This window comes from Nannocystis bainbridge (genome assembly GCF_028368995.1).
Taxonomy (GTDB): domain Bacteria; phylum Myxococcota_A; class Polyangia; order Nannocystales; family Nannocystaceae; genus Nannocystis; species Nannocystis bainbridge.
In genome coordinates this window covers 1,034,784-1,057,802 of sequence record NZ_JAQNDL010000001.1, presented here as the reverse complement: position 1 = coordinate 1,057,802, position 23,019 = coordinate 1,034,784, and the positions used below count along the sequence as shown (strand labels likewise).

Sequence of the window (23,019 nt, the reverse complement as noted above, 5' to 3'; positions counted from 1 at the left end):
GGCTCAGCCCTCGGCCTGGGCCTGGAACCGGCCGATCACCCGCCCGAGGTCCTCGCGCAGGCAGCCGATGCAGTCGCGGGCGGTGAACCACTCGCGGCAGCCGTTCTTCGGCGTCTTGGCGACCTGCAGCAGGCCGGGCAGGGCCCGCAGGTCGCCGGCCTCCTCGAGCTTGAGCAGGACCTTGCGCTTGTCCTCGCAGCGCGAGACCTTCTCGAGCCAGGCGAGGTTGCGGACGTACTCGGGGATGCTGGCCTTGTCGGCCTCGCTGGCCCGCGCGATCGCCTCGGCGGCCTTCTTGCGGGCCTTGTGGGTGCCGCCGGTCAGCAGCGTCTGGGCCGCGTCGACGAAGGCCGCGGGGACCTCCGCGAGGTCGACCGGCGGCGCGGCGGGCTCGGGCGCGGGCTCGGGCTCGGGTGGCGCCTCGACCTCGGCCTCCGGCTTGGCCTCGACCTTGCCGGGCTTTGCCTCGACCTTGCCAGGCTTGGCGGGCTTGCTCGGCGCGGGCTTGGCCTCGGGCTCGGCGGCGGCGACCACCGGCTTGGGGTCGGGCTCGCTGTGCCGGCCGCATTGATACACGAGCACGAGCACCAGCAGCGCCAGCGCGGCGGCGACGTTGCGGACCAACTGGGGCCGCTGGATCGCCAGCGCGCGCAGCCGCATCGCCAGCGGCGGCGGCCCCGGCGGCCCGGCGATCAGGGTGCCGCCCGGGGTCGAGAACTCGGGCCGCACGCCGGCGGTCGACCAGCCGCCGGAGGTCGGCGCGTGCGACATGCTGATCGGCGCGCCGCCCCGCAGGTCGGGGCCGGTGCTGAACCCGGCGTCGCCGCTGAAGGCCAGGCGGCGCAGCTCGTCGCGGATCGGCGCGACTTGGGCCGGGCGCGAGGCGGGGTCGGCGGTGATGAGCTGGGCTGTCAGATCGGACAGGGCCTCGGGGACATGTCCCGGGAACAGGTCGCGCAGCGCCGGGGCGGCGCCGGCCAGCTGGCGGGTGAACAGGGCGGTCAGGCTGTCGCCCTGCCACAGCCGCCGGCCGGTGGTGCACTCCCACAGGATCACGCCGAGCGCGTAGATGTCGACCCGCTGGTCGATGGTCTGGCCGACCGCCTGCTCCGGGGCCATGTAGCCGGGCGTGCCGATGATCGCGCCCATGCGGGTGATCGGCTGGCTGGCGTCGACGACCGCGCCGTCACCTGTCTCTCCGGACAGGCGAGCGATGCCGAAGTCGACGACGCGGGCGTGGAACGAGCCGTCGTCGCGCTGCTCGAGCAGGATGTTGTCGGGCTTGAGGTCGCGATGGATGATGCCGGCGGCGTGGCAGGTCGCCAGCGCGTCGGCGATCTGGCCGCCGAGCTCGGCGACCTGGCGCCACGGCAGCGGCCCGCGCTCGAGCCGGCGCGCCAGGTTCTCGCCGCGCACCAGCTGGATCACCAGGTAAGCGCCGCCGTCGGGCAGGTGGCCGAAGTCCATCGCGCTGGCCACGTGCGGGTGATCGATCTGCGCCGTCGCCAGCGCCTCGCGGGCGAACCGCGCCTCGGCCTGCCCGTCGCCGGCGAACTCGGCCCGGATCGTCTTCAGCGCCACCAGCTTGCGCAGCTTGAGGTGCTCCGCGACGAACACGGCCCCCATGCCGCCCTCGCCGAGGACCTCGACGATCCGGTAGCGCTCGTCGATCACGCGCCCGATCCACAGCCCGGACAGCTCGCCTTCGGGGCTCGGCGGGGCGCTCGGCTCGGTGCTCACCAAGGCGCGGCCTCCGGGTGGACAGGGGACATGGCGCGCGGAGTATACCCGGGAGCTCCGTCTCGGGGGCCCGGGCGCAGCCCGTCGACGCGACGTTGAGGCCGCTTCCGGCCCGTTTCCGCCCGGTTTGCGGGCGGCTCGTCCGTCGAGCTCGGCGACCTCCCTACGGGCGAGCTCGAGCTCGCCTAGCGCAGGCTCGTGCGTGGCGAGCGAGCGCATGCAGGCGAAGGGTGCTGCGCTGCGCCGGGCATCGCATGAGCGCGGGTCGTGCGCGGGGAGACCTCCGCTGCAGGCGACGGGCCGGCTCTGCGTTCGCGTGGATCGGGTGTTTGCTCATGCCGTGTTCGAGCCCGCGGACGGGATCGGCCAGCAAGCCGGACATCCGCTCGGGCTGGTGATCGGTTCGGCGAGGGAAGCGCGGGGCATCGCCGGTGCAGGTGTCGTCGACGAACGCTGCGGTCGTCGCTCGAGCCCTGTGCATCGTGTCGCTCCGCCTCACGGGCGCACCAGGGCGAAGGCCGCCCAGTCGTCGCCCGGGCCGTCGCACTCGTACGCGCTCTCGGGGTCGGACAGCCACGAGGCGCCGGCCTGGATCGCGTAAGGACCGAGCGCTCCCGCTTGCAGCGGCAGCACCTCGGTCATGTCGTCGCCGCTGGAGAATTGCAGCGCCGCCGGCTCGCCGAGAGCGAAGCAGCTCCCCTGTCCCTTGGGACAGAAGCCGCCCTGCGCCTCGACGGTGACCGGCGCGAACATGTCCTGGATCTGCCCCTCGCCCTCGACGAACGGCAGCGGGCTGTTGCCGGCGGCCAGGCCGAGCAGCAACACGTCGCGGAAATCGCCGAGCGCCAGCCACTCGCCGCGGTACTCGTAGTCGGCGCGGACGTACCGCAGCGACACCGGGGCCTCGGGCTGCTGCAGAGCCGCGGGCAGCGTCACGACAGCGTTGAGGAAGCGCACCGCGACCTGGACCTCGGTGCCGTCGACGTCGCACGCCAGCTCGACCGCATCCATCGCGTCGCCGATCGAGCCGCCCTCGACGGTGCACGAGGCCCGGACGTGACCCTGAAATTCGTCGCCGAAGCCCTCGACGGCGAACATCACCTCGGGGGTCTGTGCCGCCGGACACATCGGCAGCGGCTCGCCGGTCTCGCTCGCGCCGGTCGTCTCGTCGCCCTCGGTCGTCGTGCTCGCGGAGGTCGTGGTGGTCGGCTCGGCGTCACCGGTCGTCACGGTGCCGGTCGAAGCATCGCCGTCGGTCTCGCCGCTCGGGGTCTTGGGTCCGCAGGCGGCCGCTGCAAGAAAGATCCACGCATAATAAATTCGCATGGGCCATTCGTACCACCTCGGCCGCCGCCGCGCCCCTGGGCCAAACGCGAGCCGGTCACACCACCGCGGTGAGCAGCGGCTCCCCTGCAAAATGCCGCTCGAGGTTGGCGACCAGCAGCGCGCCCATGGCCTCGCGCGTCTGCCGGGTGGCGCTGCCCTGATGCGGCGAGAGCACGACGTTGTCGAGGGCGAGCAGGGCCGCCGGGACCTGCGGCTCGTGCTCGAACACGTCGAGCGCGGCGCCGCCGAGGCCGCCGTTTTGCAGCAGCTCGATCATGGCCGGCTCGTCGACCAGCGAGCCGCGGGCGACATTGACGAGCATGCCCTTCGGGCCGAGCGCTTCCAGCACCCGACGAGAGACGATCCGCTCGGTGCCCTTGCCGCCCGGGGCGATGACCACCAGCCATTCGCTGTCGCGGGCCATGTCCTCGAGCACGTCATAATAGATGTACGGCACGCTCGGCTGGCGGTGGCGGCCGTGATAGACGACGCGCATCTTCATGGCCTGGGCGCGCGCGGCGATCTCCTTGCCGATCCTGCCGAGGCCGAGGATGCCGACGGTCTTGCCGGTCAGCTCGGAGCACAGGCCGAAATTGCCGCGCTGCCACAGGCCGGCGCGCACGTGGCGATCGGCCTGGGGGATCCGTCGCGCGAGGGCGATCATCAGGCCGAGGGTCAGCTCGGCGACCGCGTCGTCGAGGACGTCGGGCGTGTTGGTGACACGAATGTCGCGGGCCCTGGCGGCGACAATGTCGATACTGTCGACGCCCACGCCGAAGCCGGCGATGATCTCGAGGTTGGGCAGTCTCTCCAGCAGGGACGCCTGCACGCCCGCGCCGGCGTGGGCGCGGATGCGCGGGCCGTGAGCGGCGAGCCACGCCCGCGCATCGGGCTGGGCGTGCAGCTGGTGCAGCGTGAAGCGCTGGGCCAGCGCTCGCTCGCATGATTCGGGCAGCGGGCCGGTCTGCAAGATCTCGATCGTCATGCGCGCGACTTCCCTGGGCCGAGTCTAGCAAGCGCGGGCGCGTCGGGGTTCGGGACGCAGTGTCGAGCTCGCCTGCGCTGGCGAGCTCGACGTTTGGACGTGGGCTCAGGCGCGGCGGCGGCGGAGCAGCCAGCCGGTGAGCACGAGCAGCGAGGTGAACGCGATGCCCTGGCCGGGCGCGCGATCGTCGGTGCGGCAACCGCAGCCCGCATCGCTGTCGCCGCTCGCGGGCTCGCCCGCGGTCGCCGGATCGGTCGTGCTGGCCGAGGTCGCGGCGCCGGTCGAGGCGCCCGTGGTGGGCTCGTCGCCGGTCGCGGCGCTGGTCGGGCCCTCGCTGGTCGGGTCACCGGTGGGATTGGTCGCGCTCGCGTCGCTGCTCGCGCTGGTATCACCGCTGGGATCACCGCTGTCGTCGCCGCTGTCGTCGCTGCCGGTGGTGTCGCTGCCGGTGGTGTCCTGGGGGACCGTGCCGGCGCACGGGGCCTCGGCGCGCATCGGCTCGAAATCGGGGCAGGTGGCCGGGTCGGCGCCGAGCGGGAGCAGCGGGAAGCCGAGCGTGCCGGTGGTCGGGTAGAGGTGCTCGACGCCCTGGCCGTCGACGATGTGGAAGAAGTAGCGGTGACAGCCGGGACCAGGCGAGAGCACGGTCTCGTAGGTGCCCAGATCGGGCTGACCGTACCGCAGCGCCAGCGGCTCGCACACGGGCGTGACGCCGTCGGTGTAGTGCACGACCTGGGCGACCTCGGGCGGACCGCCGCCGGGCAGGGCGTAGGTGATGCCGAAGGTCGGGGTCTCCATCGGCTGCATCTTCGGCCCGGGGCCGCCCTCGTGGATGATGTCGCGGAAGTGCACGCCGTCGCCGGCGACCGGGTAGGTTCCACCTGTCCCGAAGACCAGGTGGCGCACCGGCTTGCCGAAGCCCTGCGCCGAGCCGGTGCCGAGCGCGGTGCTGCTGGCGCCGTTGATCGAGCCCCAATGAGCGTCGGACTCGATCCACGCCAGCATGATCAGCTCGGCCGAGGCGCCGCCCTCCGAGCCGTTCTCGGCGTGGGCCCGGTCGGAGAAGTGGCTGAAGCGCTCGCCCATGCTGGTGACGCCGCAGACGGTCACCGGGCCGTCGCAGTGGGTGTCTGCGTCCATACCGGCGAGCACGCAGCAGGTCGAGTGGTCGGCGCACAGCGGACACTCGGTGGTGGCGATGTGCGTCGCTTGAAAGTTGGCGGCGCGCGCGAGGTCGGCGACGAGCTCGAGCGGGGGCGAGGCCGGGGGGATCGGGCGCCCCGACGGGGTCTTGCCGTCCATGCTCGGCAGGGCGTCGGCAGCGGCCGGGTCGCGGCGGATCCGGTTGGTCATGAAGCCGAGGACCCGCTCGTCGTGGTTCGTCAGCATGCCGACCGGCTCGCCGATCGGCACGGCGGCCGCGGCGAAGGTCGGGGACAGGACCGCGGCGACGAGGACGGCGCGTTCCAGCGAGCAAGCGAAGAAGGACATGCGCGCGACGCTATCACGAGGCGACGCCGCGGCGCAGTCGCGTCCGCGCACCCGGTCGCCGACGCGCCGGTGTGGCCTGTCCTTTCGGACAGATCGGGTGCGAGCACCCGCAGGCTCGGTCACGGCCGCGCGCGGGCGTTCGAGCCGCGCGCGCGGGCTCGCGGGCTCAGCCCTTCGACTTCGGCTGGGGCACCAGGCGCAGGTACGGCTTCACCGTGTTCCAGCCGCCGGGGAAGCGCTGACGGGCCTCGTCGTCGCTGACCGACGGCACGATGATCACGTCCTCGCCGTCGCGCCAGTTCACCGGCGTCGCCACCTTGTGCTCGGAGGTCAGCTGCAGCGAGTCGATCACGCGCAGGATCTCGTCGAAGTTGCGGCCGGTCGAGGCCGGGTACGTGATCGACAGCTTGACCTTGTTGTCGGGCCCGATGACGTACACCGAGCGCACCGTCAGCGTGTCGCTGGCGTTGGGGTGGATGAGCCCGTAGAGCTCGCTGACCTTGCGGTCCGCGTCGCCGATCACCGGGAAGTTCACGGCCGTGCCCTGGGTCTCCTCGATGTCCTTCTCCCACCGATGGTGCGACTCGACCGGGTCGACCGACAGGCCGAGGACCTTGACCCCGCGCTTCTCGAACTCGGGCCGCAGCTTGGCCGTGTATCCGAGCTCGGTCGTGCAGACCGGCGTGAAGTCCTTGGGGTGCGAGAACAGGATCGCCCAGCTGTCGCCCTTCCACTGGTAGAAGTCGATGGGGCCTTGGGTGGTGTCTGCCTGGAAATTCGGGGCCGTATCGCCGAGACGAAGCGTCATGGAGTGCCGTCCTTGTTCAGAGCGGTGAAATACTTTTCATCTTCATGAAGTCCTGTCAAGGCTCGCGGAACGCCGGCCAGAGGCCCACAGAGGCCTGCGCCGGCGACGCCCTCGCGTGCAGCGAGCAGAACATCGAACTCGTCCCGACGCGGCGCGGGCCGTGAAGGTCGCGGTGGCGCGACGAACCGCCGGGGCTTCGCGTCGGTTACGCTCGGCCGCTGGATCGAGAGCGCGGATGAACGACGACCTCGATGCGAGGGTGTCGCTCGACCTCGTGTCGGCGCACGCGCTGGCGGCGGGCGGGCGCGGTAGGCTCGCGGTCGCATGCGCATCCTCGTCGCCGCTCGCACCCTCGCATGGCCGCTCGCGGCGCTGCTCGCCGGCTGCAGCGACGAATCTGCGGGAACTGCAGGCACCGCCTCCGAGTCGTCCTCCGCGAGCACCGGCAGCAGCACCGGCAGCAGCACCGGCTCGACGTCCCTCGAGCCGACGACGACCGACAGCGGCGGCTCCGACTCGCTGACCGGCACCACCAGCACCACCGATCCGTCAAGCACCACCGGCGTCGAGGTCTCGACCTCGACCACCGACGAGACGACGGACACGACCACGGACACGACCACGACCACCGGCACGACCACCGGCACCACCGGCGAGCTGTGCGTCGAGGGCATCGTCTGCGACGGCAACGTCGCCATCGTCTGCGAGGGCGAGGTCCCGTCGATGGAGGAGTGCGGGCACTTGTGCGTCGACGGGGTCGGCTGCATCGAGTGCGTCTCGCCCGGGCCCGAGCTGTGTGACGGGCTCGACAACGACTGCGACGGCGTCGCCGACGGCCCGGGTGTGTGCGGTCCGGGCAGCTGCAGCGGGGGCGGCGGCGCCTGCTTCGAGCTGGCGATCCCCGCTCCGCAGCCGCTCGTGTCCGGCTGCCGCCAGCAGTTCCCGCCGGCCCAGGGCTTGCCGTGTCCGATCGCCGAGCCGGGCCCGGTGTTTCACGTCAGCGCCGCCAACGGCGACGACGCGGGCGACGGCACCACCCCCGAGACCGCGTGGCGGACCCTGTGTCACGCCGTCGACGCCGCCCCGCCCGGCAGCACGCTGCGCGTCGCCGAGGGCGACTACGCCTCGGCCGAGGTCTACGTCGGCAAGGAGTTGACGATCAAGGGCGGCTTCGACGATGCGTTCGCCACCTGGGATCCCGACGCGCACCCTTCGATGTTTTACGGCCGGCTCAACCTCGATCACAACAACGCGGTGTTCGGCGGGTTTCGCATGATCGCCAACCCGCTGCACGCCGACGCGTGGAGCTACCCGCATCACTTCGTGGGCGCCGGCACGCTGGTGCGCAACTACGTCGAGATCGTCGCCACCTCCGGCGGCGACATGAACACCCTCAACCTCTACGGCATCATCGCCAGCGCGTGCCCCGGCGGCGTCTCGGTGCTGCGCTGCAACGACATCTACGTCCGCTCCGACGCGCCGCAGACGTTCGTCGTCAGCGCGGTCGAATACGGCAACCACGCCCTGCACGCCGGCCAGGGCGTGCTCGACGCCAACCGGATCTGCCAGGAGGGCGGCGGCTTCGCCACCGACGTCGTCGGCGGCTACGGCTCGTGCGGCGCCGACCCGGTGTCGCTGGTGATGCGCAACAATGTGATCGAAAAGGCCAGCGCCGGCGGCAGCGCGATCGATTTCTACAGCTGCGGCAACGACGACATGGCGTTGACGCTGACCAACAACACGGTGATCGGCGCCAGCGCGGCGATCCACGGCTCCGGCGACCCCGCGGTGACGATGCGCTGGCGGCTGACCAACAACGTCTTCCTCAGCACCAGCGGCGGGCAGGCGGCGGTGCACGCCGGCGACGTCGGGGTCGAGATCACCAGCAGCGAGGGCAACCTCAGCTTCGGCTTCGTCGACAATGCGATCCTCCCGGCGCCGCTGATGAGCGCCGGCGACGACGTGAGCGGCGCGGCCACGCCGACCTCGGTGTTCGTCGACGCCGCGAACGGTGATTTCCACCTCAAGCCGGACGGGCAGGGCGCGGGCACCGGCGTCAACGTGTTCGGGCTGCCCGACCACGGCTTCGTCACCACCGACATCGCCCAGCAGCTGCGGCCGCCGCAGGGATCGTGGGACCGCGGCGCGTTCGCGCTGTGACCTCGCGGCGCGGCGGCCGGCGCGAGCGGGCCCGATCCACACTGTCGGAGATTCGTGCTCCACTGCGGCCGCTTGAACCACGAGGCATGACCTTGACGCGAATCACCCTTGCCTTCACCGCCGGCCTCGCGGCCCTGGGCTCGACCTCGGCCTCGGCCTACCAGCTCGTCCCCGGCGCCCTCGATCCGCAGGCGTGCCAGGGCCAGGGCTGCTGGACCAATTACCTGCGCGTCACCGACGTCGACGGCGACGGCGACCTCGACATCCTGCTCGTCAACTACCCCGACTTTTTCGCCGGCGCCGACGAGCCGGAGCCGCTGGTCGTCTACCTCAACAACGGCGTGGCCGGGTTCAGCAACGAGTCGGCCGCCGCCGTCGCCGATCATGCCGGCAACCACCGCCAGGTCGCTGTCGGCGACATCGACGGCGACGGTGACCTCGACCTCTACGCGCCCGACGGCGCCGGCGGCCCGCACGTCCTCTTCATCAACGACGGCGCCGGCGTGTTCGTCGACGAGGCCGCGGGGCGCCTGCCGGCCGGCTCGTTCCCGCAGGGCGGCGCGGCCCGCATGGGTGACTTCGACAGCGACGGTGACCTCGACATCCTCGCCGGCGACGGCTACTCGCAGGGCGCCGGCGCGGCCCGGTTCGCCCGGCTCTACCGCAACGACGGCAGCGGCCAATTCGAGGAGATCGACGGCGCGCTGCCGGCCGCGCTGCAGGGCGAGGAGGTCGACGACTTCGACCTCCTCGACGTCGACCGCGACTTCGACCTCGACGTGCTCGTCAACCCTCACGCGGACGGCGGCGGCAACTTGTGGAAAAACGACGGCGCCGGTGGCTTCACCGCCGCCGAGTTCCCGCCGGCGGGCAACAGCGGCTTTCATTACAACCCGGGCGTCTGCGACGTCGACGGCGACGGCGACCTCGACGTCTGGATCGACAACATCGGCGGTGGTTACAACGAGCAGCTGCTGATCAACGACGGCGCCGGCGGCTTCACCGACGAGACCGCCGCGCGCGTGACCGGCAATGACAGCGGCAGCGACGACAACGGGGTCGTGTGCGCCGACATCGACGACGACGGCGACTTCGACGCGGTCGTCGTCTCGCTGTCCAGCCCCGAGCGCACCCTGATCAACGACGGCGCCGGCCACTTCACGAGCATGCCCGGGGTGTTCCCCGGACCGACCGATTGCAGCCTGTGGGCCGAGTTCGGCGACCTCGACGGCGACGGCCGCCTCGACCTCGTCACCGGCCAGGGCGAGTGCAGCAGCGCCGACGAGGTCTATTTGGCCGGGGATGGCGACCCGATCGACGCCCAGCCGCCGAAGCTGCTCGCCGTCGAGACGGTCGCCGGCCCGGTCGATTTCGACGCCGCCCCCGTGGTCCGCTTCGCCGTCAGCGATCGCACCGTCACCGACGAGGGCCCGCGGCTCGCTCGCGCTTATGCGGTGATCGACCCGGAGGGCGCCGCCACCGAGGTCGACGCCACCTTCATGGGCGGCGATCTGTTCCGCGTGGTCCTCCCGCCCGCGCGTGGGACCGTGGTCTTTCGCGTATGTGCAGAGGACCCCCGTGGCAACACCGCCTGCGCGGTCGATCAGGCGTATGAGGCGAGCGAGGACCCGGGCACGACCAGCGACGACGGCACCGGCGGCGACTCCACGGCGACGACCGGCGACGACATGACCGGCGCATCCGGGACCACCGGCGGGGCGCCGACCACCGGTCCGACCACCGGTCCGGCCACCGAGGGCGGCTCGTCGGACGGCAGCAGCGGCGACGACTCGGCGGGCAGCGCCACCGGCCCGGGCATGACCGACAGCAGCGGCTGCGGCTGCGCCAGCGACGGCGACGGTCGCTCCGGCTGGCTGGTGGTGTTCGTGGCGGCGGGGCTGCTGCGTCGCCGTGGCCGGCGGCGATGACGGGCGATCCTTCGACTTCTCCGCGCGCGGAGTCTAGGCTCGTGGCAGCCATGGGAGCGGTCGACGAACACGCGGGGGACCTCGCGCTGGCCACGGCGTGCGCCGCCGGTGATGCCAAAGCGATCGCCACCTTCGAGGCGAAGTTCGGCCCGGTGCTGCGGACGGTGACGGCCCGCTTCGCCACCGATCCGCAGCACGCCGACGAGCTGCGGCAGCGGATCCGCGAGCGCCTGCTGACCGGCGCGCCGCCGCGGATCGCCCAGTACACGGGACGCGGTCACTTCGAAAACTGGCTGCGCGTCGCCGCCCTGCGGATCTGCCTCAACGCCCAGCGCGGGCACGATCCGGCGCGACCGGCGGCCTCGACCGGTGGCCTCGCCGAGCTCGTCGACGGCGGTGACGACATCGAGCTGAGGTTCCTCCGGGCGGAGTACCGCGAGGCCTTCCGCGCTGCCCTGACCGCGGCCGTGGGCGCGCTCGACCGGTCCGAGCGCGCGGTGCTCCGCCTCGGGGTCGTGCATCGATTGACGATCGATCAGCTCGGGGTGGCGCTCGGGATCCACCGCGCCACCGCGGCGCGTCGGCTGGCCAGGGCGCGCGAGCGGCTGATCGAGCGCACGATCGCCGGGCTCAAGTCGTCGCTCGCGCTCGACGACGACGAGCTCGCGTCGCTGCAGCGCGAGGTCGACGGCCAGGTCGAGGTCACGCTGTCGCGCCTGCTCGCGGAGACCGGGGCGTGACGACCTGCCCGAGCGACGAGACGATCGCGGCCCTCGTCGAGGGGGCGCTGGTCGAGGACGAGCGCGGGGCGCTCGAGCTGCACATCGCCGGCTGCCCGGCGTGCGCCGCGATCGTGGCCGAGCTGGCCAGGCTGGTCGCGCCGGACGAAGCCGCCGCTGCGACCGCGACGATCGGCCGCTACGAGCTCGCCGGGCCGCTCGGCAGCGGCGGCATGGGCCTCGTGCTCGAGGCGTTCGATCCGCTGCTGGCGCGCCGCGTCGCCGTCAAGATCGTGCGACCCGATCGTCCGCTCGCGCGTGCGCGCTTGCTGGCCGAGGCCCGCGGCCTCGCGCTGCTCGCCGACCCGCACATCCTCACCCTCCACGACGTCGTCGACAGCGAGCGCGGGGTCTGCCTCGTCACCGAGCTCGTCGACGGCGATCCTGCCGACGTGTGGTGCCGGCGCACGCGGCCGACCTGGCCGCAGGTCCAGGCGCTCTACCTGCAGGTCGCGCGCGGGCTCGTGGCGGTGCACGCCCGCGGGCTGCTGCACCGCGACGTCAAGCCCGCCAACGTGTTCGTCGGTCGCGACGGGCGCGCGCGGCTCGGTGACTTCGGGCTCGTCGGCGACGGCACCGCGGCGCTCGGCGGCACGCCCGGGTTCATGGCGCCCGAGCAGGCCGCCGGCGCGCCGATCGACGTGCGCGCCGATCAGTTCGGGTTGGCGATGGCGATGATCCACGCGGTCGCGGGCACGGTCGTGCCTGCGGGCACCGCCGCGGCCGCGCTGCCGCGGACGATCCCTGCCGCTGCGCGCGAGGTGCTGGCGCGCGCCATCGCCGTGCGGCCGAACGATCGCTTCGATCGCGTCGCCGATCTCGCGTCGGCTCTCGAGGCGCCGCAGCGGCGCTGGCGGCTCGCCGCGGCCGGGCTCGGCCTCGCCGCGATCGCAGCGATCGCCGTGCTCGCGTGGCCGGTGGCTCCGCCGGTCGTCGCCGAGCCGGAGGTCGTCGCGCCGGAGGTTGCCGGCGCCGACGAATCGACGCTCCTGGTCGCCTGGACCGAGGCCATGCATGAAAACGACGCCGACCGGTGCGCCGTCGTGGTCACCGGGCTCGTCGCCATCGACAAGGAGAAGTACGAGGGGCACCGAGCGATCTGCGAGATGCTGGCCGGGCGCTGCAAGGCGGGGGTCGCCATGCTGTCGCCCGCGGTCCGGGCCGCGGCCGCGAGCACGGTCTTCGACTATTGCCCGGCCGACGGCGACATCCCCGAGGAGCGCGCCGATCGGGCGCTCGGGCAAGGCAAGCGCGGGCGTTCACCGGCGGCCTGTGCTGACCGCGCGACGTGGGTCACGACGCTCGCCGGCACGCCAGAGGACGCCGAGAAGTTCGCCATGAACGCGATCCAGTGCTTCGCCGGCATCGGTGATTGCGCCGCGGCGCGCGAGCAGGCCGGCGTGCTGGCGAAGCTCCGCGCGACCACGCCGGCGCTCGAACTCGCGCGGGTCGCCGCCGAGTGCGACCGTTGACGCGACATTCCCGAACTGCCTGTGTCCGGTCCCTGCGAGCCCAGGAGACCGACCGTCATGACTCGAATGGTGTGCCTCGCCACGTGCCTGCTTGCTGCCTGCTTTCCCCAGAGAACCATCACGTCGCCCCCGGTGACCGCCGCCGCGTTCGAGGCCGCGGGGTCGAAGGGCGTGTCCGACGCACGGGCCACCACGGCCAGCCTGTTTCCCTTCGAGATCAAGGCGAACAAGCCCACTCTGGGTCCCGACGGCCTGCCGATCTTCGACGGGCGCGACCTCAACCACCAACCCGGCACCCCGTACTTCTGCTTCGAGCACATGACGCGCTCGTCCAACCAGGCCAGCTCGTGTCACGAGGTCCAGCCGTATTGCGCGGACGAGCTGAAGCGCACCAAGGAGAAGGGCATGGACATCCTCGGCGCCTGCAAGGAGCACAAGGAGGTCACGTGCTACACGATCTACCGCGGCGACACGGGCAGGACCTTCTGCTTCTCGACGCGCGAGGAGTGCACCAAGCTCCACGCGCAGCCGATCCAGGGTGACCTGCAGTCGCCGTGCACCACGCTCGACCCATCCTGGACGGCCCCGCCGCGCGGCTGAGCCGATCGCATCGACGAACGCGCGCGGGTTCGCAGGCCGCGAACACGCGCGTGTTCACGCGGGCGTCATGCGCGGACGCTGCGCGCGATTGCCTGCGCAGACGCGATCGCGTCGGCCTCGCGCTATCGTCGGCCGGCGGGCTTCGTTACCCTCGCCGGGATGAAGTCCACCCCGACGATGCTCCTGTGCTGGGGTCTCGCGCTCGGCGCGGCCTGCGGCGACGATGCCCGCGAGTCGGCCACCGAGAACCTCACCTCGACCTCGCCCATGACCGTCGCGACCGAGGCCACCGCGGGCCCGACCGAGGCCGGCACCGACGGCGTCACCGACACCACGGGTGAGCCGACGCCGACCTCGACCACGAAGACGAGCGACTCGGACGGCACCGACAGCACCACTGCGGAGCCGGTGTGTCCGGCCGACTGCGCCGACCAGGGCGGCACATGCATCGGCGGCGAGTGCTGCCCGACCGAGGATCAGGCCTGCGGCGACACCTGCTGCCCCGAAGGCGGCTTCTGCTCGTTCAACACCTGCGTCACCCCCGGCGCCCCCTGCATCGACGCCAGCGAGTGCACCGACGACGAATACTGCGAGTACTCGCTCGGCGAGCCGGAGATGATGGGCGGCATGTGCCAGGGCGGCGTGACCCCGGCGACCGGCAAGTGCTTGCCGGCGCCGCCGATCTGCCTCGACGGCCAGGACCCCGGCGATCCGCCGACCTGCCTCGCCAGCTGCGAGTACAAGCCGCCGCCCGGGACCTTCACGCCGGTGGTCAAGTATCACTGGGACAAGGGCGACGTGATGATGACGCCGATCGTCGTCCAGCTCGACGACGACAACTGCGACCAGATCGTCGACGAGCGCGACATCCCCGAGATCGTGTTCTCCACCTTCGACGGCGGCGACTACACCAACAACGGCACGGTCCGCGTCATCTCGATCGTCGACGGCCAGATCGTCGAGAAGTGGACCTACAACGACGCCGCGGTCGACCCGATCGCGCCCGGGCGCGAGCTCGCGGGCGGGGACATCGACGGGCTGCCCGGCAACGAGGTCCTGGCCACCACCACCACCGGCAAGGTCATCGCCTTCCGCGGCGACGGCAGCATCCTGTGGACCTCGCCGGCGCAGGGCTCGGGCGTGTTCGTCTCGATCGTCGACCTCGACCAGGACGGCAACCCCGAGGTGCTGACCCCGAGCGCCGTGCTCGACGGCAAGACCGGCGCGATCGAGACCATGCTCGCGGGGCACGTCAACACCGCCGCCGACCTCGACGGCGACGGCCAGCTCGACATCGTGCACGCCCAGGGCGCCTACAACGCGGCCGGCGGGGTGATGGCGACGACCGGCCTCGAGGGGGCGTGGAGCGCGGTCGCCGACCTCGACCTCGATGGCAAGGCCGAGGTGGCGACGATCGCCAACGGCGGGGCCCTGCTGCCGCACCACCTGATCATCTGGCGCCACGATCCGATGGCCGCGAACGGGGTCCAGATCATCCGCGCCGGCATCGACATCAACGGCGCGCTGTCGCCGGACCTGTGCCCGCCCGGCTCGGCCGGCAACACCGTCGGCGGCGGCCCGCAGACGATCGCCGACTTCAACGGCGACGGCACGCCCGACGTCGCGGTCGCCGGCGGGGTCGGCTACGCGGTGTTCGACGGCAAGAAGCTGATGGACCCGAACGTGGCCGACGCGGACACCTTCTTGTGGATCAAGCAGACCCAGGACTGCTCATCGGCCGCGACCGGTTCGTCGGTGTTCGACTTCGACGGCGACGGCTCGGCCGAGGTCATCTACTCCGACGAGACGACGCTGCGGGTCTACAAGGGCAGCGACGGGACGGTGCTGTGGAGCACCTGCAACACCACCGGCACGCTGGTCGAGTACCCGCTGGTCGCCGACGTCGACGGCGACGGGCACGCGGACATCGTCGCCGTGTCGAATGATTATTCGGGCATCACCTGCGACGGGACCCAGCAGACCGGGGTGCGCATCTTCGGCGACAGCCTCGGCAGCTGGGTGCGGACCCGCCGGGTGTGGAATCAACACACGTATCACGTGACCAACACCGAGGAGAGCGGCGTCACCCCGAAGGTCGAGGCGACCAACTGGAAGGTGCCGGGGCTCAACAACTTCCGCCAGAACGTCCAGCCCGAGGGCGAGTTCGCGGCGCCCGACCTGATCGTCGACCTGCGCCTGCAGTGCGCGCCCGAGGCCTACGGGCTGACCGCGCGGGTCCGCAACATCGGCGCGGCGTCGGTGCCGGTCGGCGTGCCGGTGTATTTCTTCGAGGGCGACCCCGACAACGCCGGGGTGCCGCTCGGGTCGGCGGTGACGACGAAGGTGCTGTACCCCGCCGAGGCCGAGGAGGTCGTGCTGCTGCTGCCGAACCCGCCGCCGGGGATCGTCGACGGCAGCTCGGTGGTGTGGGTGGTCGTCGACGACGCGATGCCGATGCACGCGTGGCACGAGTGCCGGGTCGACAACAACCGCGCGTCGGGCACAGGCAAGTGCCCGCGCCCGCCGGGCTGAGCGAGGCGAGCGAGGACGTCACTCGAGGTCGTCGATCACGAGCTCGACGTCCTCGCTGTGATTGCAGCTGGAAGTCTCCTGGATCATCGCCTCGGCCTGCGGCTCCTCGGCGTCGGGGTAGACCTTCTTACCCTCCGAGGTCATCCACTGGGTGTCCGCGTTCGGGCCGCACTCGCCGCCGCCGGTCACGGGCTCGATCCAGGCGAGAATCCCGGTGTTCGGGACTTCACCGTCGCCGTAGTTGTCGAGGCGGTAGGTCGTCGTCTCGCCGCAGACCACCGCGGCGGCGCGGTACACCGGGTCGAAGCCCTGCGGGCGAACTTCGACGTAGAGGACCCCGCGCTGTTCCTCGTCGTACCGGGCGACGATGTCGTCGGGGATCTCGATGACGATCTGGAGGCTGTAGCCGCTGTCGCAGGCGAGGGAGAGGGCGAGCGCGGCGGCGTACCGGAAGCGCCGCGGTAGGAAGGTCTGGGGCATGAGCGTCACCGTCCGGAGCTGGAGTCGCCGCAGCCGGCGGAAAAATTGCCGGGGCGCGGAATTTCTCGGCCAGGCGGGGCACAGCGCCCTCTCGCCGGCCCGCGCGACGAGGTTTTATACTCGCTCCCCGAACCATAACCGCGGGCGACCTCCGCGGGCGACACCTCCTGCCGCGGGCGGTCGCCACCAGGCGCATGGCTCGCACGTGTCGACGCAGCCGCCGTTCACGCGAAGCTGGACGCCCTGGGCCTCGACATGCAGCACCGCGAGGTCTGCGGCAACGCCGGGGGAGACCCCGAATGTTATTGCGTCGTCGGATAGGCTCGTACGGCCGCGCGGCTCAGGGGCCGGTGCCAGGGTCGTCGGGCAGACCGCCGCAGAGGCAGTAGCAACGTCCGGCACTTCCTCGAACTCCTCGGGAGGACAAGCGGTCCACGATGTGGTCCAGTCCGCATTCGTCGGCGGGACGCAGCCGCCCGGCAATTGATGCCAGAGCCAGGTCGCGCCGCGCGTCTCTTTAAAATATACATAGAGATCGAAGCCAGGCGCGAGGCACTCCGAAGGGCCGTGGTCGAAGCACCCCTGGCCGCCGCCCGCCGGCGCAGGGGCGCAGAGCGTCTCGGCGGTCCCGAGGACGCATTCGCCGTCGACGACCTCGACCTCGACCGTCTCGCCCCAGATGCACGTCAGCTCTTCGCTGGGCCACAGCGCGACGCACTCGTCGTGGGACTTCGCTTGTGCGCATACCTCCTCGGGCGGTCGAGGAGGCTCGCCCGTGCTCGACGTGGTGGGCTCGGGGCCGGCCGTCGAGGATGAAGTCGTGCTCGTGCTCGTGCTCGTGCCGAGCGTGTCCGACGCGGTCGCTTGGGTCGTGCCACCCGTCTCGCTCGCCGTCGCCGCGGTGTCTTCCGTCGTCTCCTGCGGGGCGCCCGGCGGCTTGCTGCAGCTCGCGCCGACGACGAGGACGAACAACCACGATGTCTTCATTGAACGAGGACCGTACGAGAGGTGTTGACGCGCCGCCATCACGGTGAGCTCGGCTCGTCAGCATAACACCAGCCCGGCAGCGAGGGGCATCGCGTCCGCAGGCCGGGCGACGGTCGCGAAACCCTCGAACTCGCGTGAAGGCTCGCGCGAGTTCGATCCTCGGCCCGGGGCGCGACGCCTGGCATCATGCGGCCATGACGGAGCTGGCGACCACGTCCCCGCGCGTGCTCACCCTGCACCCGCAGCGCGGCTCGACGAGCGTGGTGTTCATGCTCGTGGGCCTGGTGCTCGTCCCGCTGATCTTCGTGTCGGTGGGGAAGTTCTTCGCCGAGCCGTCCATACGCAACCTGTTCGGCACCCTGATCACCGCCGGTTTCTGCGCCGCGTTCGGCGGGCTCGGGCTCGCCACGTGGGTGCTTCGAGTCGAGGTCGCGCTCGTGGGCGACGAGGTGGTGTTGACGTATCACCGGCTGCGCCGCGCGCCCGAGCGGCGGACGCTGCGGCGCGCGGCGATCACCGATGTCGCGGTCGAGACCGACGACGGCACGGCGCGCATCGTGATCGTGCTGGGCGAGGAGCGTCACCCGCTGACCTCGACCTCGACCACCGACGACCTGATCTCCAGGGCCGTGGCGCTGCGCGAATTCCTCGGCCTCGCCGACGCGCAGGCCGGCGGGGCTAGCGAGGAACATGTCCAGAGGGACATGTCGTGATGGCCAGGTCTTGACTCAGCGCCGACGCCGACGCCGACGCCCGAGCCCCAGCAGGCCCAGGACCCACGCGAACCCGGGCTCACCGATCGCGCAGCCACGCGCCTCGCGGGCGGGAGGCTCGGGCTGCTGGGCCGGCTCGTTCGCCGGCCTCGGCGGGGGGGTCGACGCCGCCGGCTGGGCGGGCGCGGCCTCTTTCGCCGGGCACGAGAATTCGACCGTGATCGCCGCCGTCGTGAGCACCTGGGCGTAGTCGGGCGTGGCCACCCGGACCTCGACGCGGTGCGGGCCCGGCTGCGGGAACTGGCGCTGTCTGCCGAGCAACTTGGTGTCGTCGACCGCGTGCTTGTCGCGCGGGCCGCAGACGGCGAACAGCTTGTCGGTGCCGGCCTCGCCAGCCCAGGTGCGCCCCGGATCGATCGAGGCGCACAGGCTGGGCGCGTGGTCCCACGTGAGGCCGTCGACGCTGGTGGTGTAGAGCAGGTAGTCGCGCATCGGCTCGAGCTCCGGCGGCAGCTCGACGCGGAGCGGCTTCTCGACCGCGGCGAACTCCTCCCAGCACGAGCCGGAGGCGGCGACCTTCGCGGTCCCGTTCGTCGGCTCACCGACGCGCAGGCTGACCCCGGTGAGCCGCAGCGGCTCGGCGCCGATCGTCACGCGGGTCGTGAAGTCGATCGGCGGCAGCTCGCTCTTGTCGCGCCAGTACTGCCGCGAGTCGGTGGCCCTGTCGCTCTCGCGCACCGTGACCTCGAAGATCTGGCCCGGTTCGAGCCGCTGCGCCGGGACGATGAATTCGATCTCGCTCTGTTTGACGATCGTGAACTTCACCGGCACCCGTCGCTTGCCGTCGATGCGCACCAGCTTCACGCGCTCGGGCGCGCCGACGAGCGACTCCGGGCCGAACCACGGGAACCCGGTCGCGTCGGGCGGGAGCACGTCGCCGGCCCCGAGGTAGAGGCGCCCGGCGCCGACGATGTCGCGCCCGCACGAGCACGCCCGCGCATAGCCCCACGGCGCGACGAACAGCGCCACGCCGAGCCCCAACCCCGTCCACGTGCGACGCATCGCCGCCAGTCGACCACGCGCGTGCGGGCCCGTCAATCGTGGCCCGCGGCCCCGCAGCGCGCGGTCACGGGCGCGGTGCGGCGCGCCTCGGAGCGAGGGGCGACGGCCCGATCCGCCTGCCGGCGACGGTCCTCGTCTCGCATCGAGTCCCACGAAGTTCGTTGTCAGTCGTTCGACTCGGGGATGTCGGGAGGCTGGGGGACGTCGGGCAGCTCGCCCTGCCGGCGACGCGGTCCTCGCCTCGCATCGAGTCCCATGACGCTCGCTGTCAGTCGTTCGACTCGGGGATGTCGGGAGGCTGGGGGACGTCGGACAGCTCGCAGGGGATCGGCAAGAACGGGTCGAGGGTCGAGAACACCACGCCCGCGTAGCTGTAGAAGCCGCCGTCGTACTTGACCCACGCGTCGCCGAGAGAAGGCACGGCCTGGCCGCCGAGGTCCTGCAGCTGCGACAGGCCGCCGGCGGCGTAGTGGAGGTGCAGCACCATCTTGAAGTTGGGGTCGTCCTTGAACACGTCGAGGGTCGAGCACAGCGACGGCTGGATCGGGGTGCCGAGCGCGATGAGGAGCGAGCTCGGGTCGCCGTCCAGCGGGGCCACGCCGATGGCCTCGACCGCGCCGGTGCTCTGATAATAACAACCGGGCGTGTAGTAGCAATAATAAGGGGGTTCGTAGTAGCAGGGCGGCGGCTCTGGCGGGCAGTAGGCCTCGAGGTTGTAGTAGCGCGGGTCGACGAGGGTAGTGTTCGGCTGGCCGCCGTAGCTGCCGAAATATCCCTGGGCCACGCTGAGGCGGAAGCGCTTGGGGTTGACGGTGCCGACCGGCGCGAGCGGCTCGGTGAAGCTGAGCTGCAGGGTCGAGGGGTCGAGCAGCTTGACGGCGAGCAGCGCGGGCGGTACGTCGGCGGGCGGCGGATCGGGCGGCGGCAGCGGGTTGGTCGGGTCCGGCGGCAGCGGCGTGGGATCGATCGGCGGGCCGGTCGGATCGTCGGTGGTCGAGCCGTCGCTCGCGGTCCCGGTGTCAGTATCGGTGTCGGTGTCGCCCTTGCCGCCTTGCGGGCAGGCGGCGAGGATCAGCGCGCCGCTGGCGATGGCGGCGTGCACGAGCCGGCTGAAGCGTAGTCCAAGCATGGGCCGAGGGTACGCGCGCCGTCCCGATACGCCGAGGTCGGCGGCTGTGGACGGCCGCGGATCAGACCTGTCCTTTGGGTCATCCCCATCGATCCATGGCCCGGGCGATCTCAAGCGCCGTGTCGGCGCCGTCGTGGTCGCGGGCGGCGGCCCGCAGCAATAGCGCGACCAATAGGGGGTGTTCGACCGCAGGCAAGGCGGCGGAACCCACCAAAAAATAGGTGAGGGTGCGGACCAGGAATCCGAGGCCGCCGCTGCGCTCGCGCTCCGCCCTCTCACCCAGGGCCTCGAGGCCGCGAAGCACCCGGGCCCGCAGGTGATCGAGGTCGGCGGCGGCGAAGGCCTCGCGGCTCGGGGGCCACGCGCCGACGATCGTCGCCGCCGGCACGCAGTCGGCCAGCTCGGGCAAAAAGGCCAGCTCGGGCACGGCCCGCAGGACGATCTCGACGTCTTCGTCGTCGGTCGGCGGCGGCGAGCCGGGGTGCAGCGCGGGGTGCATCAGAACAGGCCGCAGGGGATCGGCAGGAACGGGTTGAAGTTGCTGAACGGGGCCGCGTTCACGTAGCTGTAGTAGACGGCGTCTTGCTTGATCCACGCGTCGGACAGCGGCGCGAGCGGCAGGCCGGCGAGGTCGGTGACCTGGGCCAGGCCGCCGGCGGCGTAGTGGAGGTGCAGCACGAAGTCGACGAGGGGATCATCCGGCGCGTTGATGACGTCGCACAGCGAGCGCTGGATCGGGAAGGTCAGCGACAGGATCACCTGCGTCGGGTCGGCGTAATGATTGAAGAGGTCGGCGACCTCGAGCTCCGGGGACGGCTGATAATAACAGTTGCTGTAATAATAACAGTAGGACGGGATCGGCTCGTAGTAGCAGCCAGGCGGCAGCGGCTGGCAAGTCTCGACGAGATTGTAGTAGTGCGGCTCGCGCAGGTAGGTGCCGGGCTGGCCGCCGTAGGTGCCGAAGTAGCCGCGCGCGAGGCTGAGGCGGAAGCGCTTGGGGTTGACGGTGTCGACCGGCGCGATCGCCTCGGTGAAGCTCAGCTGCAGGGTGACCGGGTCGATGATCGTGACGGCCGTGAGCGCCGGCGGGGTGATGTCGCCCGGCGGGGGCGGCGGAGGCGGCGGCGCATCGGTGGTCGGATCGGGCCCGGAAGTGGTGTCGGTGTCGTGCCCGCCGGTGTCGGTCTCGGTGTCGGTGTCGGTCTCGGTGTCACCGGGCGTGTCGGAGCAGGCGCCGAGATAGAGCGCGCCGCTGGCGATCGCGGCGTGAACCAGTCGGCTGAAGCGTAGGCCAAGCATGGGCCGAGCGTACGCCCGACCTTTCGGACAGGTCAACGTTGGCGCGCGTGCAGCCGCTGGTGGGCGGCGTCGAGGGCTCTGGAGCCGAGGCCGAGCAGCTGCATGTCGTCGGCGTCGAGGCCGAGCTTGCGGCCGAGCTGGAGGTTGTACTGATGGACTCCGAGGTCCCACAGGCCGACCTGCGCCGCCGAGGCTACGCCGCGCAGGCGGCCGCGCTCGAGCTCGAGTTCGAACTGGAGCTGCAGCCGGCTGCCGAGGTGCGAAAACGCGGCGGCGATCCGCTGGATGGCCGAGCGGCGGTCGCCGGCCGGCGGCGAGACGCGGAAGCCGGTCAGGTCGAGGTCGACGCGCAGCCGCAATGGGTCGCTCTCGGGGTCGACGCAGGTGACGCCGATGTCGAGGTTGCCGTCGCGCAGCCATCGACCGACGGCGCCGAGCCCGGCCGAGCCCTGCGGCGCGAGCGGGACGGCGCGCACGGTCCAGCTGCCCGGCTCGGCGACAAAGGCGTTGCCGCGGGCGCGGCCGCGGGCCCGCGCGTGACACAGGACATCGACCAGCGCGTACTCGCTGCGCAGCGGCGCGACCTCGAAGTGCTCGAGCGCCAGCGGCAACACCCGCGTGGTCGGGGCGGCGGCCAGATCCTCGAACTCGACCGCGAGGGCGTCGACGACCAACTGCTCGATGACGAAGCCGCGACCGCCCGGCTGACCGACGCCGAGCGCCCGGTTGCGGACGATCGCACCGCGCACCCCGTGCAATTGCAGCGACGTGATCGGGACCTCGCGCTCGAGCAATCGCAGCATGGCGATGTCGATGTCGAGGCGATCGATCGAGAGGGCGAGGTCGGCGCCATTGCGGTGGCGGATCGTCACGCCCTCGAGGTGGACGTGGCCGGTGAAGATATTGCCGCGCGCGCGCTCGAAGCACACGTCGACGCCGCTGGTCCGCTCGACCTGGTCGAGCAGCAGGCGCAGGCCGGGCTCGTAGAGGACCAGGTCGACGAACACGAGGGTGGTGAGCACGAGGCCGAGGACGCCGGTCAACGTCCACACCGCGCGTCGCCACCAGCGCAGCAGGCGGGTCGGCCGCTGGCGACTGCGCCACAGCACCAGAGAGCCCGCGCCGAGGAGCGCCGCGCCGACCAGCTCGAACAACAGGGCCGCCGCGACCAGCAGCGGCACTGCCATGAGCTCGGCGACGACGATGAGCAGCGCCTCCACGCCCGTGGGATTCTCGCACCGGTCGCTGCCGCTGCAAACGCGGCCGGGCGGCCCCACGCGCGCGAAATGTGGGGGTCCGCGCGCGGAGATCGGCGGAGCAGCCCCCGGGGCGTCCACTGAGGGCGTGCTCGGGCCTTCAGTGGCAGGCATCGAGACCAGTCTCAAAGGACAGGTCGGGCGGGGCGGGCGCCGTGTGCCCCGTGGCACGACGAGGCCGGTCCTGGGCGGTGTTCGGCTGCTCCGGCGCGGGCGACTCGCGGTTCGTGGCAGCGAGCGGCGCAGCGGTTGCCGGCGCGCGGGCGAGCCCT

At 71.8% G+C, this 23,019-nt stretch carries 19 protein-coding genes; 8 read left to right on the top strand and 11 right to left on the bottom strand.

Translation table 11 applies throughout. The features are described 5' to 3' along the window. Window positions 1-3: 3 nt before the first annotated feature. The 5 genes from POL25_RS04225 to POL25_RS04205 form a co-directional block, all read right to left on the bottom strand. Window positions 4-1,740: a serine/threonine-protein kinase gene (locus POL25_RS04225; RefSeq protein WP_272087233.1), complete on the bottom strand. Its 1,737-nt coding sequence runs from the start codon at window positions 1,738-1,740 to the stop codon at window positions 4-6. A gap of 495 nt (window positions 1,741-2,235) precedes the next feature. Next, on the bottom strand, window positions 2,236-3,066 hold the full coding sequence (locus tag POL25_RS04220) for a hypothetical protein (RefSeq protein WP_272084536.1): 831 nt from the start codon (window positions 3,064-3,066) through the stop codon (window positions 2,236-2,238). A 55-nt stretch (window positions 3,067-3,121) separates the two neighbouring features. Then, on the bottom strand, window positions 3,122-4,051 hold the full coding sequence (locus POL25_RS04215) for a 2-hydroxyacid dehydrogenase (protein ID WP_272084535.1): 930 nt from the start codon (window positions 4,049-4,051) through the stop codon (window positions 3,122-3,124). 105 nt (window positions 4,052-4,156) lie between these two features. Next, a complete protein-coding gene (locus tag POL25_RS04210) occupies window positions 4,157-5,542 on the bottom strand; it encodes an MYXO-CTERM sorting domain-containing protein (RefSeq protein ID WP_272084534.1) in 1,386 nt (461 codons plus the stop codon). 166 nt (window positions 5,543-5,708) lie between these two features. After that, entirely contained in the window at window positions 5,709-6,350 is a 642-nt protein-coding gene (locus POL25_RS04205) for a peroxiredoxin (protein WP_272084533.1), read from the bottom strand. Between the two features lie 324 nt (window positions 6,351-6,674). Here POL25_RS04205 and POL25_RS04200 point away from each other — a divergent pair, with 324 nt between their 5' ends. The 6 genes from POL25_RS04200 to POL25_RS04175 all read left to right on the top strand — a co-directional run bounded on the left by POL25_RS04200 (window position 6,675) and on the right by POL25_RS04175 (window position 15,821). Next, a complete protein-coding gene (locus POL25_RS04200; RefSeq protein ID WP_272084532.1) occupies window positions 6,675-8,510 on the top strand; it encodes a right-handed parallel beta-helix repeat-containing protein in 1,836 nt (611 codons plus the stop codon). 86 nt (window positions 8,511-8,596) lie between these two features. Further along, entirely contained in the window at window positions 8,597-10,438 is a 1,842-nt protein-coding gene (locus POL25_RS04195) for an FG-GAP-like repeat-containing protein (protein ID WP_272084531.1), read from the top strand. Window positions 10,439-10,488: 50 nt separating this feature from the next. After that, window positions 10,489-11,178, top strand: a complete 690-nt coding sequence (locus POL25_RS04190) for a sigma-70 family RNA polymerase sigma factor (RefSeq protein ID WP_272084530.1) — start codon at window positions 10,489-10,491, stop codon at window positions 11,176-11,178. Next, entirely contained in the window at window positions 11,175-12,689 is a 1,515-nt protein-coding gene (locus tag POL25_RS04185) for a protein kinase domain-containing protein (RefSeq protein WP_272084529.1), read from the top strand. Before POL25_RS04190 ends, POL25_RS04185 begins: the two co-directional genes overlap by 4 nt. 132 nt (window positions 12,690-12,821) lie before the next feature. Continuing rightward, entirely contained in the window at window positions 12,822-13,289 is a 468-nt protein-coding gene (locus tag POL25_RS04180; RefSeq protein ID WP_272084528.1) for a hypothetical protein, read from the top strand. Window positions 13,290-13,448: 159 nt separating this feature from the next. Next, window positions 13,449-15,821: an FG-GAP repeat domain-containing protein gene (locus POL25_RS04175; protein WP_272084527.1), complete on the top strand. Its 2,373-nt coding sequence runs from the start codon at window positions 13,449-13,451 to the stop codon at window positions 15,819-15,821. 18 nt (window positions 15,822-15,839) lie between these two features. Here POL25_RS04175 and POL25_RS04170 read toward each other — a convergent pair whose 3' ends face one another. After that, window positions 15,840-16,301 (bottom strand): hypothetical protein, encoded by a 462-nt coding sequence (locus POL25_RS04170; protein WP_272084526.1) that lies wholly within the window; start codon window positions 16,299-16,301, stop codon window positions 15,840-15,842. A gap of 775 nt (window positions 16,302-17,076) precedes the next feature. Between POL25_RS04170 and POL25_RS04165 the strand changes: the two genes are divergently transcribed. Further along, window positions 17,077-17,316 (top strand): hypothetical protein, encoded by a 240-nt coding sequence (locus POL25_RS04165; protein WP_272084525.1) that lies wholly within the window; start codon window positions 17,077-17,079, stop codon window positions 17,314-17,316. A gap of 166 nt (window positions 17,317-17,482) precedes the next feature. Further along, on the top strand, window positions 17,483-18,001 hold the full coding sequence (locus POL25_RS04160) for a hypothetical protein (RefSeq protein WP_272084524.1): 519 nt from the start codon (window positions 17,483-17,485) through the stop codon (window positions 17,999-18,001). Window positions 18,002-18,016: 15 nt separating this feature from the next. Here POL25_RS04160 and POL25_RS04155 read toward each other — a convergent pair whose 3' ends face one another. The 5 genes from POL25_RS04155 to POL25_RS04135 all read right to left on the bottom strand — a co-directional run bounded on the left by POL25_RS04155 (window position 18,017) and on the right by POL25_RS04135 (window position 22,711). Further along, window positions 18,017-19,063 (bottom strand): hypothetical protein, encoded by a 1,047-nt coding sequence (locus POL25_RS04155; RefSeq protein ID WP_272084523.1) that lies wholly within the window; start codon window positions 19,061-19,063, stop codon window positions 18,017-18,019. A gap of 268 nt (window positions 19,064-19,331) precedes the next feature. Continuing rightward, entirely contained in the window at window positions 19,332-20,192 is an 861-nt protein-coding gene (locus POL25_RS04150) for a hypothetical protein (RefSeq protein ID WP_272084522.1), read from the bottom strand. A gap of 79 nt (window positions 20,193-20,271) precedes the next feature. Continuing rightward, a complete protein-coding gene (locus POL25_RS04145) occupies window positions 20,272-20,691 on the bottom strand; it encodes a hypothetical protein (protein WP_272084521.1) in 420 nt (139 codons plus the stop codon). Then, on the bottom strand, window positions 20,691-21,491 hold the full coding sequence (locus tag POL25_RS04140; RefSeq protein ID WP_272084520.1) for a hypothetical protein: 801 nt from the start codon (window positions 21,489-21,491) through the stop codon (window positions 20,691-20,693). Before POL25_RS04140 ends, POL25_RS04145 begins: the two co-directional genes overlap by 1 nt. 32 nt (window positions 21,492-21,523) lie before the next feature. Then, window positions 21,524-22,711 (bottom strand): AsmA family protein, encoded by a 1,188-nt coding sequence (locus POL25_RS04135; RefSeq protein ID WP_272084519.1) that lies wholly within the window; start codon window positions 22,709-22,711, stop codon window positions 21,524-21,526. Window positions 22,712-23,019 lie beyond the last annotated feature (308 nt).

Bases quoted from the DNA above. Each gene is read 5' to 3' on its own strand.
- POL25_RS04160 (WP_272084524.1), top strand. From the start codon at position 17,483: ATGACGGAGCTGGCGACCACGTCCCCGCGCGTGCTCACCCTGCACCCG.
- POL25_RS04175 (WP_272084527.1), top strand. From the start codon at position 13,449: ATGAAGTCCACCCCGACGATGCTCCTGTGCTGGGGTCTCGCGCTCGGC.
- POL25_RS04205 (WP_272084533.1), bottom strand. From the start codon at position 6,350: ATGACGCTTCGTCTCGGCGATACGGCCCCGAATTTCCAGGCAGACACC.
- POL25_RS04145 (WP_272084521.1), bottom strand. From the start codon at position 20,691: ATGCACCCCGCGCTGCACCCCGGCTCGCCGCCGCCGACCGACGACGAA.
- POL25_RS04195 (WP_272084531.1), top strand. From the start codon at position 8,597: ATGACCTTGACGCGAATCACCCTTGCCTTCACCGCCGGCCTCGCGGCC.
- POL25_RS04215 (WP_272084535.1), bottom strand. From the start codon at position 4,051: ATGACGATCGAGATCTTGCAGACCGGCCCGCTGCCCGAATCATGCGAG.
- POL25_RS04155 (WP_272084523.1), bottom strand. From the start codon at position 19,063: ATGCGTCGCACGTGGACGGGGTTGGGGCTCGGCGTGGCGCTGTTCGTC.
- POL25_RS04140 (WP_272084520.1), bottom strand. From the start codon at position 21,491: ATGCTTGGCCTACGCTTCAGCCGACTGGTTCACGCCGCGATCGCCAGC.
- POL25_RS04190 (WP_272084530.1), top strand. From the start codon at position 10,489: ATGGGAGCGGTCGACGAACACGCGGGGGACCTCGCGCTGGCCACGGCG.
- POL25_RS04210 (WP_272084534.1), bottom strand. From the start codon at position 5,542: ATGTCCTTCTTCGCTTGCTCGCTGGAACGCGCCGTCCTCGTCGCCGCG.
- POL25_RS04200 (WP_272084532.1), top strand. From the start codon at position 6,675: ATGCGCATCCTCGTCGCCGCTCGCACCCTCGCATGGCCGCTCGCGGCG.
- POL25_RS04150 (WP_272084522.1), bottom strand. From the start codon at position 20,192: ATGCTTGGACTACGCTTCAGCCGGCTCGTGCACGCCGCCATCGCCAGC.
- POL25_RS04220 (WP_272084536.1), bottom strand. From the start codon at position 3,066: ATGCGAATTTATTATGCGTGGATCTTTCTTGCAGCGGCCGCCTGCGGA.
- POL25_RS04170 (WP_272084526.1), bottom strand. From the start codon at position 16,301: ATGCCCCAGACCTTCCTACCGCGGCGCTTCCGGTACGCCGCCGCGCTC.